The organism is Streptomyces sp. NBC_01235 (assembly GCF_035989285.1).
Taxonomy (GTDB): Bacteria; Actinomycetota; Actinomycetes; order Streptomycetales; family Streptomycetaceae; genus Streptomyces.
The window spans coordinates 4614472-4631285 of record NZ_CP108513.1; the positions used below are offsets into that span (position 1 = coordinate 4614472).

General features: G+C 70.0%; 11 protein-coding genes. 4 read left to right on the forward strand and 7 right to left on the reverse strand.

The window, feature by feature from the left end:
* Positions 1-96 precede the first annotated feature (96 nt).
* On the reverse strand, positions 97-5043 hold the full coding sequence (locus tag OG289_RS20355) for an NAD-glutamate dehydrogenase (protein WP_327315449.1): 4947 nt from the start codon (positions 5041-5043) through the stop codon (positions 97-99).
* A 652-nt stretch (positions 5044-5695) separates the two neighbouring features.
* Here OG289_RS20355 and OG289_RS20360 point away from each other — a divergent pair.
* Positions 5696-6262, forward strand: coding sequence for a DJ-1/PfpI family protein (locus tag OG289_RS20360; RefSeq protein WP_327315450.1), 567 nt, complete (start codon positions 5696-5698; stop codon positions 6260-6262).
* Between the two features lie 115 nt (positions 6263-6377).
* On the opposite strand, the gene OG289_RS20365 is transcribed toward OG289_RS20360, so the two are convergent.
* Complete coding sequence (locus tag OG289_RS20365; protein WP_327315452.1) at positions 6378-7052, reverse strand: HAD family hydrolase; 675 nt, start codon at positions 7050-7052, stop codon at positions 6378-6380.
* A 103-nt stretch (positions 7053-7155) separates the two neighbouring features.
* Positions 7156-7671 (reverse strand): DUF6912 family protein, encoded by a 516-nt coding sequence (locus tag OG289_RS20370; protein ID WP_327315453.1) that lies wholly within the window; start codon positions 7669-7671, stop codon positions 7156-7158.
* A 334-nt stretch (positions 7672-8005) separates the two neighbouring features.
* On the opposite strand from OG289_RS20370, the gene OG289_RS20375 reads away from it, so the two are divergent.
* On the forward strand, positions 8006-8617 hold the full coding sequence (locus tag OG289_RS20375) for an Rv3235 family protein (protein ID WP_327315454.1): 612 nt from the start codon (positions 8006-8008) through the stop codon (positions 8615-8617).
* 270 nt (positions 8618-8887) lie between these two features.
* Here OG289_RS20375 and secA read toward each other — a convergent pair whose 3' ends face one another.
* Entirely contained in the window at positions 8888-11734 is a 2847-nt protein-coding gene (gene secA, locus OG289_RS20380; RefSeq protein ID WP_327315455.1) for a preprotein translocase subunit SecA, read from the reverse strand.
* A 280-nt stretch (positions 11735-12014) separates the two neighbouring features.
* On the opposite strand from secA, the gene OG289_RS20385 reads away from it, so the two are divergent.
* Both OG289_RS20385 and OG289_RS20390 read left to right on the forward strand, forming a co-directional pair.
* On the forward strand, positions 12015-12602 hold the full coding sequence (locus OG289_RS20385) for a GNAT family N-acetyltransferase (RefSeq protein WP_327315456.1): 588 nt from the start codon (positions 12015-12017) through the stop codon (positions 12600-12602).
* Between the two features lie 98 nt (positions 12603-12700).
* Positions 12701-13900: a winged helix-turn-helix domain-containing protein gene (locus OG289_RS20390; RefSeq protein ID WP_327315457.1), complete on the forward strand. Its 1200-nt coding sequence runs from the start codon at positions 12701-12703 to the stop codon at positions 13898-13900.
* Between the two features lie 24 nt (positions 13901-13924).
* Here the strand turns inward: OG289_RS20390 and OG289_RS20395 are convergent, their stop codons facing one another.
* The 3 genes from OG289_RS20395 to OG289_RS20405 form a co-directional block, all read right to left on the reverse strand.
* A complete protein-coding gene (locus OG289_RS20395; protein ID WP_079661884.1) occupies positions 13925-14671 on the reverse strand; it encodes a response regulator in 747 nt (248 codons plus the stop codon).
* A 205-nt stretch (positions 14672-14876) separates the two neighbouring features.
* Positions 14877-15569, reverse strand: coding sequence for a ribosome hibernation-promoting factor, HPF/YfiA family (hpf, locus tag OG289_RS20400; protein ID WP_327315458.1), 693 nt, complete (start codon positions 15567-15569; stop codon positions 14877-14879).
* Positions 15570-15883: 314 nt separating this feature from the next.
* Positions 15884-16795: a ComF family protein gene (locus OG289_RS20405; protein ID WP_327315459.1), complete on the reverse strand. Its 912-nt coding sequence runs from the start codon at positions 16793-16795 to the stop codon at positions 15884-15886.
* Between the last annotated feature and the right edge of the window lie 19 nt (positions 16796-16814).

A 16814-nucleotide genomic window follows, 5' to 3' on the forward strand; every position in this document is an offset into this window, starting at 1 on the left:
CGACACGATCGACACGGCCGACACGATCGGCACACGAGAAGGGCGCTCCCCCGAGCCGTCGGGGGAGCGCCCTTCTGTCATCCGTGTGCCTGCCGCCTACGAGTGCGTCCGCAGCAGCGTGCGCATCGTCCGCATGGCCACCGACAGGTTGGCCAGGTCGAACGTCTCCGAGCTCTGGATCTCCTCCAGCGTGGTGCGCGCCCGGCTCAGGATCGCCGCGTTCTTCTCGTCCCACGCCTTGAAGCGCTGCTCGGGCGTCGAGGCGCCGTTGCCGACGGCCAGGACGTCCGCGGTCAGCGCCGCGTGCGCCGCGTACAGGTCCTCGCGGATGGAGGCGCGGGCCATGGACTGCCAGCGGTCCGCGCGCGGCAGCTCGATGATGCGGTCCATCAGCTGGGCGATGCGCAGACGGTCGGCGAGATCGTAGTAGACCTCGGCGACGTCCAGCGGGTCGCGGCCCATGCGGTCGGCCACCGAGACGATGTCCAGCGCCGGGAACGCCGAGGAGAACCCGGCCACCCGGGTGGCCAGCTCGTCCGGGACGCCCGCGTCGGTCAGCTCCTCGTAGATCTTCTGCCACCACTCCAGGTCCGCGCCGCGCAGCAGCTTCGTCAGCTGCGCCCACACCTGCTCGACGCGCTCGGCGAAGAAGTCGACGGTCTCGGCGAGCTGGAGCGGCTGCGGCCGGTTGTTGAGCAGCCAGCGCGTGCCGCGCTCGACGAGCCGCCGCGAGTGCAGCCGGATACGGGTCTGGACACCGGCCTCGACCCGGTTGTCGAGGGCCTCCACCGCGTCCCACACGGGCGCCGCTCGGAAGATCGCCCGGGCCGCGGTCTGGGCCCGCACGATCTCCTCCAGCGAGGCGCCCGTCTCCTCGCGCAGCCGGTGCAGATACGTCGTACCGCCGGTGTTGACCGTGTCGTTGACCAGGACGGTCGTGGTGATCTCGCGGCGCAGCGGGTGGCTGTCGATGCCCTCGGGGAACCGCTCGCGCAGCGCCGTCGGGAAGTACGCGTGCAGCAGACCGCGCAGGTAGTCGTCGTCGGGCAGCGAGGTGTGCAGCAGCTCGTCCGACACCGTGATCTTCGTGTACGCCAGCAGGACGGCCGTCTCCGGGCTGGTCAGGCCCTGGCCGGAGCCGAGGCGCTCGCGGATCTGCCGGTCGGTGGGCAGGAACTCCAGGGCGCGGTCCAGGTGCTTCTCCCTGACCAGGTGGCGCATGAAGCGCTGTTGGGCGTGGAGCATGTCCTTGGACTGGGCGAGGGCGTTGGCGATCGCCGTGTTCTGCGCGTAGTTGTTGCGCAGGACGAGAGCGCCGACCTCGTCGGTCATCTCCGCGAGCACCTTGTTGCGCTGCTTGACGGTCATGTCGCCCTCGGCGACCAGGCCGTTGAGCAGGATCTTGATGTTCACCTCGTGGTCGGAGGTGTCCACGCCCGCGCTGTTGTCGATGGCATCCGTGTTGATCTTGCCGCCGTGCAGCGCGAACTCGATCCGGCCGAGCTGGGTCAGGCCCAGGTTGCCGCCCTCGCCGACGACCTTGACGCGCAGGTCGGCGCCGTCCACCCGGATCGGGTCGTTGGCCTTGTCGCCGACGTCGGCGTTCGACTCCGTACCGGACTTCACGTACGTGCCGATGCCGCCGTTCCACAGCAGGTCCACGGGCGCCCGCAGGATCGCCTTCATCAGGTCGGCCGGGGTCAGCTTGGTGACGCCCGCCTCGATGCCGAGCGCCTCCCGGATGTGAGCGCCCACCGGGATCGCCTTCGCCGTGCGTGGGAAGACACCGCCGCCGGCCGACAGCAGGGTGGTGTCGTAGTCGGCCCAGCTGGACCGGGGCAACTCGAACAGGCGGCGGCGCTCGGCGTAGGAGGTCGCCGCGTCCGGGTTCGGGTCGATGAAGATGTGCCGGTGGTCGAAGGCGGCGACCAGCCGGATGTGCTCGCTGAGCAGCATGCCGTTGCCGAACACGTCACCGGACATGTCGCCGATGCCGACGACCGTGAAGTCCTCGGTCTGGGTGTCCACGCCCAGCTCCCGGAAGTGCCGCTTCACGGACTCCCAGGCGCCGCGGGCGGTGATGCCCATGCCCTTGTGGTCGTAGCCGGCCGAGCCGCCGGAGGCGAAGGCGTCCCCGAGCCAGAAGTTGTACGACTGGGCGACCTCGTTGGCGATGTCGGAGAACGTCGCCGTGCCCTTGTCGGCGGCGACGACGAGGTAGGTGTCGTCCTCGTCGTGCCGGACGACGTCGGCCGGCGGCACGACCTCCCCGCCGACCAGGTTGTCGGTGATGTCGAGCAGCGCCGAGATGAACGTCTTGTAGCTGGCGATGCCCTCGGCCAGCCACGCGTCACGGTCCACGCCCGGGTCGGGCAGCTGCTTGGCGACGAAGCCGCCCTTGGCGCCGACCGGCACGATGACGGTGTTCTTCACCATCTGCGCCTTGACCAGGCCGAGGACCTCGGTGCGGAAGTCCTCACGCCGGTCGGACCAGCGCAGACCACCGCGCGCGACCTTCCCGAACCTCAGGTGCACGCCCTCCACCTGCGGCGAGTACACCCAGATCTCGAACGCGGGCCGCGGCGCCGGAAGGTCCGGGATGGCCTGCGGGTCGAACTTCATGGAGACGTAGTCGTGCGGCTTGCCGCCCGCGCGCTCCTGGAAGAAGTTCGTGCGCAGGGTCGCCTTGATCACGGTGAGGAAGGACCGAAGGATCCGGTCCTCGTCCAGCGAGGCCACGTCGTCGAGAGCGGCGTCCAGTTCCTCCAGAAGGGCGTCGACGATCTCGTGCCCGGCGCGCTGCCGGTCGGGCGACATCCTCGCCTCGAACAACGACACCAGCAGCCGGGTGGTGTGGACATTGGTCCGGAGGGTGTCCTCCATGTAGTCCTGGCTGAAGGTCGACCCGGCCTGGCGCAGGTACTTGGCGTACGCGCGCAGCACCACCGCCTGCCGCCAGTTCAGCCCCGCGCCCAGCACCAGCGCGTTGAACCCGTCGTTCTCCGCCTTGCCGGTCCAGGTCGCGGAGAACGCCTCCTGGAACCGCTCGCGCCCGTCGTCGCCGAGGAAGTCGCCGCCGGGGCCTGCCAGCGCCTTGGGGATGCGCAGACCGAAGTCGTAGATCCAGGCGTTGCTGCGGTCCGTGCAGCGCAGTTCGTACGGCCGCTCGTCGATCACCTCGACGCCGAGCCGGTTCAGCACCGGCAGCACGGCCGACAGGGAGATCGCGTCGCCCTTGCGGTAGATCTTGAAGCGGCGCTCGTCGGGCGCGGCGCCCACCGGCTCGTACAGGCTGAGCGAGAAGCTCCGCTCCTCGGTGAGCCGCTCCAGGTGGACCAGGTCGGCGACCGCGGCGCGCGGGGTGTGGTCGGCCTTGTAGCCCTCGGGGAAGGCGTTGTTGTAGCGCCGCAGCAGCTCCGCGGCCCGCTCCTCCCCGCACTCGGCGTTCATCGCCTCGGCGAAGGCGTCGGCCCAGGACCGCGCCGCCTCCACCAGCCGCGCCTCGATGTGGTCCTTGTCGGAGTCGGACAGCTCGGGCAGCTCGGTGCCCTGCGGGACCCGGACGACGAAGTGCAGCCGGGACAGGATCGACTCGGTGTTCCAGGCGGTGAAGTCGACGCTCGTCCCGCCCAGCTCCTCCTTGAGGATGTCGATGATCCGCAGCCGGACGCCGGTGGTGTAGCGGTCGCGGGGCAGGTAGACCAGCGCGGAGTAGTAGCGCCCGTACTCGTCCTGCCGCAGGTAGAGCCGCAGCCGCCGCCGCTCCTGCAGGTACAGCACGCTGGTGACGATGGACCGCAGCTCGTCGACCGGCGTCTGGAACAGCTCGTCGCGCGGGTAGGTCTCCATGATCTGGACCAGGTCGCGCCCGTCGTGACTGTTCGGCGAGAACCCCGCGCCCGTCAGCACGGCCTCGACCTTGCGCCGGACGACCGGCACCCGCGCCACGGACTCGGTGTAGGCGGCGGAGGAGAACAGCCCGAGGAAGCGCCGCTCACCGACGACGTTCCCCTCCTTGTCGAACTTCTTCACACCGACGTAGTCGAGGTAGGACGGCCGGTGCACGGTGGCCCGGCTGTTCGCCTTGGTCAGCACCAGCAGCTTGTGCTCGCGCGCCTTGGCACGGGCGTCGGCGGGCAGCCGCTCGAAGGAGGGGCTGACGGGGTGACTGTCCTCGCCGGAGTGGTGCGGGTCGGAGCGCAGGATGCCGAGCCCGGTGCCCGGAACGGCGGCGAGGGTGTCGTCCTCGCGCAGCTGGTACTCGCGGTAGCCGAGGAAGGTGAAGTGGTCGGCGGCCAGCCAGCGCAGCAGCTCACGGGCCTCGTCGACCTCGGGCCGCGCCAGATCACCGGGAACGGGCTCCTCGGGGAGCTCGTCGGCGACCCGCAGCGCGGTGTCCCGCATCTTCTCCCAGTCCTCGACGGCCTCCCGGACGTCGGACAGGACGCGCAGCAGGTCGGCGTTGATCTGCTTCAGGTCGGCGCGGTCGGTCTCCCGGTCGATCTCGACGTGGATCCAGGACTCGATGTGCGCGTCGTGCGGAAGCTCCCCGGCGGCGGGCGGCGCGCCGAGCACCTCGATGAGCCTGCCGGTCACATCACGCCGCACCGCGATCTGCGGATGGACGACGAGGTGAATCCCCCGCCCCTGCCGGGACAGCTCATTGGTGACGGAGTCGACGAGGAACGGCATGTCGTCGGTGACGACTTCCACCACGGAGTGACTGCACGTCCACCCGTTCTCCTCGACGGTAGGGGTGTGGACCCTTACGTTGGCCGTCCCCTGCGGCCGGTTCTCGGCCAGCCGGTAGTGCGAGAGTGCGGCTCCGAAGACGTCGACCGGGTCACGGTCGCTCAGATCCTCCGGGGCGGTGTGCAGGTAGTACCGCTGGAGGAACGCGAGGAGGGCGGCGGTGTCCGGGGTCCCCGGAGTGCCCTCACCCGTCGTCCCAGTCGGTAGGTGCCCCCCGACCGGGCTGTTCTCAGCGACCCGCGCCGCCCTCTCGAGCAGCTCGGCCTTGGCTTCGTCCAGCTTGGTCTGCATTGTCCTCTGGCTCCTGTCGCGCGCCGTTGCGTGACGTAGAAGGAAGTACGGTCTCTTCCCCTGCGGCTCGACGCCACGGCCCGGGGTCTCCGGGCTGCTCCGACGCTATGCCGCAAGGCGAGATGAGCGGGGGGATATCAGCCATTCTCGACACGTCCCCGGGATGTGACGCTGCTCTCTGCGCCGCTCTTCGCGCCGCGAGCTTCCGGAGTGTGTACGGCGTCCAGGGGGCCCTTGCGACCCCGTCCCGCCCGCGCCGACCAGCGTCCACCGCCCGGCCGCGGAGATGGTCCGCACGCACCGGGCGCAGGGCAGGGGCAACAACGCCCCCGCGAGCTATCGCGCTGATCACGCCACCAAGGCTATCGCTCCTTACGGGGCCCCCGTCATGAGCCGTATGTGTACAAAACAGGGGTCGGAACTTTGACGTTCTGCACAGGACGGGGCGGGGCGTGACGTGGGAGGGGCGCGGGAGGGGCGTGGTGCGAAAAGGGACGGGCGGCCGGGAAGGGGCTGCGACCGGGGCGGCGGGGGCAGGAAAAGTCGACGTCGGCCCCACCCCGCGGGACGCTGAAAGCGCCCCCTCTTGGCAAGCCCACCCCCAAGAGGCAGGTTGCCCATGACAGCGCCCGCCCGAGAGGAGCCGCCCGCCATGACCGCGAAGATCCTCATCGTCACCGGCGACGCAGCGGAATCCCTGGAAGTCCTCTACCCCTACCAGCGCCTGCGCGAGGAAGGCTACGAGGTCCACATCGCCGCCCCCACCCGCAAGAAGCTCCAGTTCGTCGTCCACGACTTCGAACCCGGCTTCGACACCTACACCGAGAAGCCCGGCTACACCTGGCCCGCCGACCTCGCCTTCTCCGAGGTCGACCCCGGCCAGTACGTCGCCGTCGTCATCCCCGGCGGCCGCGCCCCCGAGTACCTCCGCAACGACCCCGAACTCCGCAAGATCCTCAAGTCGTTCTTCGACGCCGACAAACCCGTCGCCCAGATCTGCCACGGCCCCCTGCTCACCGCGGCTGCCGACGCCCTCCGCGGCCGACGCGTCACCGCGTACCCGGCCCTGGAGATCGACATGCAGTCGGCCGGTGCCACCTTCCAGGACGCCGAGGCAGTGGTCGACGGCACCCTGGTCTCCTCCCGCGCCTGGCCGGACCACTCGGCCTGGATGCGTGAATTCCTGACGGTGCTGCGCGCCAAGGCACCGGTGACGTGACCTGCGTGACCTGACCCGACGGCCGGCCCGTCCCACACCGACCCGACCCGACCCGACCTGACCGCCCGGACAGTCCTCACCGGTGCGGCGCCCTCAAGACGCCGCACCCAAGGCCTCAGGCTGCCGCGGCCCACCGCCCCGCGACCTCCACCGCCTCCTCCAGCGTGTCCACCACCGGCACCCCCACCCCCTCCAGGCTGGCCCGACTGTGCGACCCGCCGGTGTACAGCACGGCCCGCGCCCCCACGTGCAACGCGGCCACCGCGTCATCGGCGGCGTCCCCGATCACCACCGTGCGCGTCGGCTCGATCCCGGCCAGCGCCTTCAGGTGCCGCACCATGTGCTCGGCCTTGCTGCCCCCGGACGGCCCGGTCCGCCCGTCGACCCGCACGAAGTGCGGCTCGATCCCGAACCCCCGGACCAGCGGCACCAGCTCCTCGTGCACGTACATGCTCAGCAGGGACTGACTGTGCCCCGCCGACCGCCACCCGGTGAGCAGTTCCACCACGCCCTCGGTGAGCCCGCAGCGCACCCGGTGCTCGGCGTAGTACCGGTGGAATATCTCGTCCATGACCTCCCACTCGGCATCGGTGGGCAGCCTTCCCATCAGCCGCTCGTAGAACTTCGGCACCGGCACGCAGTACAGCGCCCGGTACCGCTCCAACGTGAGCGGCTCCAGCCCCAGCTCCGCGAACGCCGCGTTCGTCGCCCCGATGATCGCGTCGTTGTCGTTGAGCAGCGTCCCGTTCCAGTCCCAGACGATGTGCGCCGCTTCCTGCTGCATCCCCATACCGGCAAACGTACCCGCCACCACCGACAGTCAAGTGACCGACCGACGCCCCGCGGCAGACGGCGAAGGCCGCGGCCACGAAGGTGGCCGCCTTCGGCGCGACTCAGTCCCCCGACCCCACCAGGTTCGGGATCTCCTGCCGGGCGAACCACAGCAGCTCATGGTCCTCGGCCCCGTCCACGACGAACTGCGCGTCGTCGTCCCCGCCCTCCGCCGCCGCGAGCGCCTGAGCCGCAGCCGTCACGTCCGCCTCCGCCTCCCCGGCGTCGACGTGCACCGCGGCCGCCTTGGCCAGCGGCACTGCGCCGGTCACCCGCACCTCGCCCAGCGCCACCGGGTCGAGCCCCCGGTCGGGGTCCACGGCGGCCGCGCGGTCGGGTACGTCGACGGCGACGACGACCCTCCGCCGCGGAGCACCCGGGTCTGCCGCGAGCAGCCGCAGCGAGGCGAGCGCGGCCCTGCTGAGCGCCGCGTACTCCAGCTCCTCGATGTCGTCGGAGAGGTACCACTCGCGCAACGCGGGCGTGACGGCGTACGCGACGAGCGGCCCGGACCCCAGCTCACCCGTCTTGTGCGCCTCGGCGAGACCGGGGAGGGTCAGGGGGACGTAGACGCGCATGGCTGGCCGCTCATTTCGTGGTCGCAGGCTCGGACTCGGTGCCCCGGGAGGGCGGTTCCGCAGCTCCCCGAGCGCCTTCAGGATACGTGCGGGCGTCCCCTTTCGGGCCCCTGCCCACACCCCCGCAGGCGTCAACCCCACACCCCGGACCTCACCCGGCCCACCCCCGCGGCTCCGGGCCTTCCGCGCCCCCGACCACCCCTGATAGGTGAACCTTCCGGCCCCTCACACACGGCGCCCCGCTTCCTTGCCGCCCCGGACCGCGACCCCGTACAAGATCCGCAACGGCAAGTTACCGCCCGGTAGTTGCCGGGCCGACCGAACGGGGACACCCATGAACAAGGTCATGACGAGGACGCAAGCCCACCCCGGCACCCGCCCTCCCGGCCGCCGCGACACCCGCCGCCCCGCGGGCACCCCGCCCCGCACTCCGAACGGCGCCACCCCTCGCCCGGCATCCCACGGCGCCCGCCCACCCGGCTCCCCCACCCGCACCCGCCCCGCCGACGGCCGCCCCGCAACCACCCAGCCCCTCACCCGCCGTCCCCGCACCACACCCGAAGTCACCGTCTCCGCCCAGACCCCCGGCCGCCCCCTCTCCCAGCCCCGCCCCACCGACCTCTTCGCCGACCGCCTCCTCGCGGTCCTGACCGGCCAACGCCCTGTCCACTTCATGCTCCGGCACACCCTCGGCCACGCCTACGACGACCTGGCGCACCTCGCCGAACGCGGCCCCCTGCGCGCCGCCCACGGAACCCGTCCCGTCGTCCGCGACATCGGCTACTACGTCCCCCGCCCCGGCGCCATCGAGGCCTTCGCCCGCATCGGAGCCGGCGACCGCCTGCGCGCGATGGCCTTCCGCCTGGAGCTCGGCACGGACCACCGCTGGCGCTGTACGGCGGTGGAACTCGACGGCCCCCGCAGGCACCACCCACAGGACGACTGAACGCCCTCCAGAACCGCCGAGCAGGACGCCCAGGCCCCCTCGCTCCTCCGACCCCTCACAAGGCGGCAAAGAGCCCCCAGAGGTCCCGGAGGTGGTCCCCGCAGGCCCCCGCAGGCCCGCAAGGGCCGGCCCAGGACCGCTGAAGGCCACAGGGCGGCCCCAGCAGTCCCCAACCCCCATCACCAAGCAACCACCCAGCCAAAGGGCCGGGCCACCCACAGGTGACCCGGCCCGAAGCCGCTACAGAATCGCTGTCGCCAGCCCCGACCCCTACTTCTTGCGGCGCCGCCCCGCCTTCGCCTGCTTGCGCCGCTCCGCGCGCGTGAGGCCGTCGGCCTCGGAGCGGACGGGCTCGTCGTCGTCACTGTCGAAGTCGCCCTCGACCGTGCCACCCTCGCCGTCCACCGTCGGCGCCGAGAAGTGCAGCTGACGACGCTGCGGAGCGTCCAGCCCCTTCGCCCGGATCTCCGGACGCGAACCCGCCTGCGCCGGCACCACGTCCTGCTTCTCCATGTCGACCGGCTCGGCGTCCTCCACCGGGACCTCCTCGACCTGCTGCTCGACCTGGACCTCCAGGTTGAACAGGTAGCCGACGGACTCCTCCTTGATGCCGTCCATCATCGCGGAGAACATGTCGAAGCCCTCGCGCTGGTACTCCACCAGCGGGTCCTTCTGCGCCATCGCGCGCAGGCCGATGCCCTCCTGGAGATAGTCCATCTCGTAGAGGTGCTCACGCCACTTGCGGTCCAGGACCGACAGCACGACCCGGCGCTCCAGCTCACGCATGATCTCCGAGCCGAGCTGCGACTCCCGCGACTCGTACTGCTCACGGATGTCGTCCTTGATGGACTCGGAGAGGAACTCGGCGGTCAGACCGGCGCGGTCACCGGCCGCCTCCTCCAGCTCCTCGACGGTGACCTTCACCGGGTAGAGCTGCTTGAAGGCGCCCCACAGCCGGTCCAGGTCCCAGTCCTCCGGGAAGCCCTCGGCGGTCTCCGCACCGACGTACGCGTCGATGGTGTCGTCCATGAAGTGGTGGATCTGCTCCTGCAGGTCCTCACCCTCCAGGACACGGCGCCGCTCACCGTAGATGACCTCACGCTGACGGTTGAGGACCTCGTCGTACTTCAGGACGTTCTTACGCGTCTCGAAGTTCTGCTGCTCCACCTGCGACTGCGCGGAGGCGATCGCGCGCGTGACCATCTTGTTCTCGATCGGCACGTCGTCCGGCACGTTCGCCATCGACATCACGCGCTCGACCATCTGCGCCTTGAACAGCCGCATCAGGTCATCACCCAGCGACAGGTAGAACCGGGACTCGCCCGGGTCGCCCTGACGGCCCGAACGACCACGCAGCTGGTTGTCGATACGACGCGACTCGTGCCGCTCGGTACCGAGGACGTAGAGGCCGCCGAGGTCCTTGACCTCCTCGAACTCGGCCTTGACCGCCAGCTCGGCCTTCTCCAGGGCGGCAGGCAGGGCCTGCGCCCACTCCTCGATGTGCTCCTCGGGGTCCAGACCCCGCTGGCGCAGCTCTGCCTCGGCGAGGTCGTCGGGGTTGCCGCCGAGCTTGATGTCGGTACCACGGCCGGCCATGTTGGTGGCCACCGTCACCGCGCCCTTGCGGCCCGCCTGAGCGACGATCGACGCCTCACGATCGTGCTGCTTGGCGTTCAGCACCTCGTGCTGGATGCCCCGCTTGGACAGCTGCTGCGACAGGTACTCGGACTTCTCGACCGACGTCGTACCGACGAGGATCGGCTGGCCCTTCTCGTGCTTCTCGGCGATGTCGTCGACGACCGCCTCGAACTTCGCGACCTCGGTGCGGTAGATCAGGTCCGACTGGTCCTTGCGGACCATCGGCCGGTTCGTCGGGATCGGGACCACGCCGAGCTTGTAGATCTGATGGAACTCGGCGGCCTCGGTCATCGCCGTACCGGTCATGCCGCAGAGGCCGGGCTGTTCCTTGCTGTCGTGGTCGTGACGCTTGTAGAGGCGGAAGAAGTTCTGCAGGGTGATCGTGGCGAGCGTCTGGTTCTCGTCCTTGATGTCCACCCCTTCCTTCGCCTCGATCGCCTGGTGCATGCCCTCGTTGTAGCGGCGGCCGGCGAGGATACGGCCCGTGTGCTCGTCGACGATCATGACTTCGCCGTCCATGACGACGTAGTCCTTGTCCTTCTTGAAGAGCTCCTTCGCCTTGATGGCGTTGTTCAGGTAGCCCACCAGAGGGGTGTTCACCGACTCGTAGAGGTTGTCGATGCCCAGCCAGTCCTCGACCTTGCTGACACCGGCCTCGTGAATGGCGACCGTGCGCTTCTTCTCGTCGACCTCGTAGTCGCCGGTCTCCTCGATGCCCTTGAGCGGGTTGCCGGCCTCGCCCTTCTTCAGGCGCGTCACCAGCTTGGCGAAGTCGCCGTACCACTTGGTGGCCTGGTCGGCCGGGCCGGAGATGATCAGCGGCGTACGGGCCTCGTCGACCAGGATGGAGTCGACCTCGTCGACGATGGCGAAGTTGTGGCCGCGCTGCACGAGCTCGTCCTGCGCCCACGCCATGTTGTCGCGCAGGTAGTCGAAGCCGAACTCGTTGTTCGTGCCGTACGTGATGTCGCACGCGTACTGCTCGCGCCGCTGGGCCGGCGTCATGTTGGCCAGGATGCAGCCGACGTCCAGGCCCAGGAACTTGTGGACGCGGCCCATCATCTCCGAGTCGCGCTCGGCCAGGTAGTCGTTGACCGTGATCAGGTGAACGCCCTTGCCGGACAGGGCGTTCAGATACGCGGGCAGCGTGCCGACGAGCGTCTTGCCCTCACCGGTCTTCATCTCGGCCACGTAACCGAGGTGCAGGGCGGCACCACCCATGATCTGCACGTCGTAGTGACGCTGGCCGAGGACGCGCTTGGCGGCCTCGCGCACGGTGGCGAACGCCTCGGGCAACAGGTCGTCCAGGCTCTCACCATCGGCGTACCGCTGCTTGTACTCATCGGTGAGGGCCCGCAGCTCGGCGTCGGAGAGGTCGACAAAGTCCTCTTCGATGGAGTTGACCTGGTCCGCGATGCGGTGCAGCTTGCGCAGGATCTTGCCTTCGCCTGCACGCATGATCTTCGAGAGGACGGACACGGGGGTTGGTCTCCTTGCCGGTCGGGCCTGGGACGGTCGGTTTCCTTTTGACTTGCTGAGCAACGGCCATCGTATGCGAGGACCCCGCCACGCCGGGAGGCCTGGCGTGACGAGGACCGCACACTGCTGCGCACCTGCTCCAAAATCTTCTTCAAACTGGACAACGGCCGGGCCCCGCCGATGGTGCCGCGTCCGCCGGACGAATTGCGCGAATTGTGATCACGCGCTCACGCACGGCAAAACGATGGCGCCCACAACGGACCCCGAGCAGAATCGGCCGATGGAGCCCCAGCCCGTCACCCTCACCACCGCCCGCCTCGTCCTGCGCCCCCTCGGCCCCCACGACACCGACGCCGTGTACACCGCCGCCCAGGACCCCGACATCCAGCGCTGGACCACGATCCCCTCCCCCTACCTCCCCGAGCACGCCCAGAGCTTCACCGAACTGCTCGCACCGGAGGGCTGGACGACCGCCTCGATGTTCACCTTCGGCGCCTTCCTCCCCGACGGCGCCCTCACCGGCGTCCTCAGCCTCACCATGCGCTCCCTGGGCACGGCCGAGGTCGGCTTCTGGGCCACCAAGGAACACCGGGGCCAGGGCTACACCACCGAGGCCACCCTCGCCGCCGCCCACTGGGCCTTCACCTCCCTCTCGATCGACCGCGTCGAATGGAGAGCCGAAGTCGGCAACACCGCCTCCCGCGCGGTCGCCGAAAAAGCCGGCTTCACCCTGGAAGGCACCCTGCGCTCAGCCATCCACAACAAGGGCGTACGCCGAGACTGCTGGCTGGCCTCCCTGCTCCCGTCCGACCTGGGACTGCCGTCGGCCGCGCCGTATCTCCCCGCACCACCCGCCGGGGAAGGCTAGGGGCGACGGAGGCGGGAAAACCCATGCGCGCACCCACCCCACCCCCCGAACCCCCAGCTCACCCCCCACTGTCAGACCCACCACCTATCGTGCGAGCCATGACGACCCCGCGCCCCGCCACCGAGCTCTCCGCAGACGAAGCCCGTCGCATCGCCCTACGGGCACAAGGCTTCCTCGGCACGCCCGACCGCAAGGCCGGCGTCCGCGGCGTCCTCCGCCACCTGGGCGCGGTCCAACTCGACACCATCTCCGTCCTGGCCCGCTCCCACGAACTGATCCCCTACGCCCGCCTGGGAGCCGTGGGCCGCAAACCGGTCGAGACCGCGTACTGGAAGCCTGTGTCCATGGGCGCGCCTCCGGCACGACCCCACGCCTTCGAGTACTGGTCCCACGCCGCCTGCATCCTCCCCATCGAGGAATGGCCCCACTTCGCCTTCCGCCGCCGCGCCTACCGCAGCCGCCCGCACTGGAACCACGCCCTCCCGGACGGCACGTACGACCAGGTCATCAAGCAGCTCCGCGCCGAAGGCCCCCTCACCGCCACCGAGTTGGGCGGCGCGAAGAAGACCAGCGAGTGGTGGGACTGGTCCGGCACCAAGGTCGCCGTGGAACGCGCGCTGATGTACGGCGAGGTGGTCTGCGTCGAGCGCCGCGGCTGGAAACGCGTGTACGACCTCGCCGAACGCGCCGTACCCGGCGACCTGCTGCACGACGAGCTGGACGACACCGAGTGCCTGCGCCGCCTCGTCCGCCTGGCCGGCCAGTCCCTCGGCGTGGGCACGCGCGCGGACATCGCCGACTACCACCGGCTCAAGGGCGAACAGGTCGACGCAGTCATCGCCGACTCGGGCCTGGTCCCGGTCACGGTCGAGGGCTGGGGCAAGCCCGCCTGGGCCGACCCGACAGCCCTGGAAACGCCCCCGCGCGGCCGCCACCGCACCACACTCCTGTCCCCGTTCGACTCCCTGATCTGGGAACGGGCACGCACCGAGCGGATCTTCGGCTTCACCCACCGCCTGGAGGCCTACGTCCCCAAGCCGAAGCGGGTGTACGGCTACTTCGCGATGCCGGTCCTCGCCGGCGGCCGGCTCGTCGGCCGCGTGGACCCGGCCCGGGAGGGCCGCACCCTGGTCGCCAAACATGTCACCCTGGACGGCCCGAAGGCGGTCCCGGCGGTGGCACAGGCCCTCCTCGAGGCGGCGACCTGGGTGGACTGCACGGACATACGCGTGGAACGCGTGGACGCCCCGGACCTGCGCGAGCCGCTCACCGGAGAACTCACCCGCGCACTCGCCTGACCGGCTCGACCGGCTCGACCGGAGTCAGCGGATCTCGAGGATCTTCTCCCGCATCGCGTACACCACCGCCTCCATCCTGGAGTGCAGCTGCAGCTTCTCCAGGATGTTGCGCACATGGTTCTTCACGGTGTTCTCGGAGATGAACAACTCCTTGGCGATGTCACGGTTGTTCATCCCCGTGGCGACGAGCTTGAGCACCTCCAGCTCCCGGTCCGTCAGCCGCGGCGCGGGCACGAGCCGACGCTCGTCGGTCCGCTGGATCATCGACTTGAACTCGGTGAGCAGCTTCGACGCCATGGAGGGGCTGATCTGTGACTGCCCGTCGGCGACCGCGCGGATCGCGGTGGCGACCTCGTCCGTGGAGATCTCCTTGAGGAGATATCCGGTCGCGCCCGCCTTGATCGCCTCGTAGAGGTCGGCCTCCTCGTCACTGATCGTCAACATGATGATCTTCGCGCTGGGGGCCACCTCCTTGATGGAGGTGCACGCCTCGATACCGCCGCGCTTGGGCATCCGTACGTCCATCAGCACGATGTCCGGCAGCAGGTCGGCCGCCTTGTCCACGGCCTCGGCGCCGTCCCCCGCCTCACCGACGACCTGGATGTCCTCCTCGGCCGCGAGCACGATCTCCAGTCCCCGACGGAACAGAGCGTGGTCGTCCACGACAAGGACTCTGATCGGCTCCTTGCGTGGAGTGCCCTCGTCCGGGCCCATGCCGACGACGCCGTCGTCGGCGCCCTCGTCCCGCATCGGTCCGAAGCTGTCCGCCATCGTTCCTCCCCCTGAAGGCTGCGGCCGTGGTCCTGAGCCATCGCCAACCCAAGGCAACGGCCCACCGGTTGAACCGCCCTGCCATGATTCCATGCCCGGACGACAACGCGGTGACAGAGCGATGCCCGAAGGGGTCGCACACGGGCGCCCCTGGGGGCGCACACCGCGCTCCAGGGGCACACCGCTCAGCTGTCACCGGGCAGCGTCAGCCGCCCAGCGCGCCACCCGCCTCGGGTGAGTGGGCCTGGGCCACCATCGGGTCGGTGTCGAGGTAGATCACGCCGTAGTCGTAGGCGTGACGCCGGTAGACGACGCTGGGCTGCTTCGTCTCGGAGTCGACGAACAGGTAGAAGTCGTGTCCGACCAGTTCCATCTCGTAGAGGGCCTGGTCGAGGGTCATCGGAGCGGCCACGTGCGTCTTCTCGCGGACCACGAGGGGGCCGTCGCCCTGCACCTCCAGCGAGCCGATCTTCTTGGTCGGCACACTGTCCGACTCGCCGGCCTGGACGGGGTGACCGTTGCCGTTGAGCGTCGCCACACCCGGGACGTGGTCGGGAACCTCTGCCGCGGAGAGCCTACGGGCGCCGCGGCGCGTGTATCGCTTGTCGTGCTGCTTGCGCAGCTGGGCGTCGAGCTTCTCCGCCGCCAGGTCGAGTGCCGCGTACGGGTCGTTGGCCGCCGCCTCCGCCCGGATCACCGGACCGCGGGAGCGGAGCGTGATCTCCACTCGGTCGCATCGGTCGGCCTGTCGGGGGTTGGGCTCCTTGGAGACCTCGACGTCGAGGCTGATCACCTTGCCGTCGAGCTTCTGGATCTTCTCCAGGTTCAGCTTCTCGGCCACGTGCTTGCGGAACCGCTCGGGCACCTCGGTCTTGCGGCCCTTGACGACGATGTCCACGCAGAACTCCGTTCCCGGATCACTCCGCTTCGATGGCGGAGCATCTCCCTTTTGCACCAAGCTCCGGTGAGCACCGGAACCTCGGACTTGGTGACTTCCACCTCCTCCTCCCCCATGGGCGAGATCTACACCCCAGGCGCTGCAGGTGATTACGCAAACCGCAGCACGGCATTCGGATAGGAGAGGTGTGGCCTGCGGCTTTCCCTCACAACCGAACATATCTCGCCCGGACGGATGTCGTCACCCTCTACTGCGGCGTACCTCCGTTCAGGTGAATTGACCCTCTCATTACCTGCAACGACACAAGTTCTCACTCAGTTCCGGTTTATTTCGAAAGAGTCCGGCGAGGCCGCGACCACGGCCGCGCAGAGCACGTCACCGGCACCGCCCATGCCTGCCTCCCTCACTCCGGACGGCTTCACCTTTCTGCCTTCCCTCGTGACACCCACGTACACGGCCGGCGCACCTTCAGCATCCATCCCTCGCTCCGCCTCCTCCCTGCGCCCCACCCGCCCCTCCCGTTCCAGCCCTTCTTGCCCTTCCAGCCGCTCCTCCACGGTCGTCGCCGTCCGCACCGCGCGCGCCGCCTCCATCAGCGAAGCTCCCGTCGTGACCAGGTCGTCGACGAGCACCACCCGACCACCGCGCAGCACCCGCGCGCCCCCGGGCACCACCGCCAACGCGCCCACCAGGTTGTTCAGCCGCTGCCGGGAGTCGAGCCCCGACTGGTCGGCCACGGCCCTCCGCTGCCTCAGCACCGCGGCCACCCGCGCCGGCATCCCGGCCCGCCGCAGCTCACCGGCCGCCGCGAGCGCGATCCGCCGCGCCGGGTCATGGCCACGGGCCCGCACCGCGGCGCGGGCGGAGGGGACGGGGACGAGCAGCAGTAGACCTCCGGGGGGCTGGGGCCCCTCCCCCTCCCCCTCCCCCACCCCCACTCGCACAGCCCCCGCCAACGCCGCACCCAGCGGTCGCGCCAGCGTCAGCGCGCCGCGTTCCTTGTGGGCCAGCAGCACTGCACGGACTTCGTCCGCGTACCGGGCCGCCGCGTGCACGGCGGGCAGCCCTGGCGGTTCCAGCACCGGCCTTACCCGGAACGGCACGGCCCCGCTCAGCGCCGCACGGCACTGCGGGCAGAGCACCGTACGTGCGCTTCCGCAGCCTCCGCACTCGGCGGGCAGCACCAGGCCGGCGAGCTCCTGCCACCACCTGCGAACGCCTTCCACGTCGACCACTGTGCCAACG

Coding starts and splice junctions, on each gene's coding strand:
- OG289_RS20395 (WP_079661884.1), bottom strand. CDS start 14,671: ATGGCGGACAGCTTCGGACCGATGCGGGACGAGGGCGCCGACGACGGC.
- OG289_RS20360 (WP_327315450.1), top strand. CDS start 5,696: ATGACCGCGAAGATCCTCATCGTCACCGGCGACGCAGCGGAATCCCTG.
- OG289_RS20375 (WP_327315454.1), top strand. CDS start 8,006: ATGAACAAGGTCATGACGAGGACGCAAGCCCACCCCGGCACCCGCCCT.
- OG289_RS20355 (WP_327315449.1), bottom strand. CDS start 5,043: ATGCAGACCAAGCTGGACGAAGCCAAGGCCGAGCTGCTCGAGAGGGCG.
- OG289_RS20390 (WP_327315457.1), top strand. CDS start 12,701: ATGACGACCCCGCGCCCCGCCACCGAGCTCTCCGCAGACGAAGCCCGT.
- OG289_RS20365 (WP_327315452.1), bottom strand. CDS start 7,052: ATGGGGATGCAGCAGGAAGCGGCGCACATCGTCTGGGACTGGAACGGG.
- OG289_RS20385 (WP_327315456.1), top strand. CDS start 12,015: ATGGAGCCCCAGCCCGTCACCCTCACCACCGCCCGCCTCGTCCTGCGC.
- OG289_RS20370 (WP_327315453.1), bottom strand. CDS start 7,671: ATGCGCGTCTACGTCCCCCTGACCCTCCCCGGTCTCGCCGAGGCGCAC.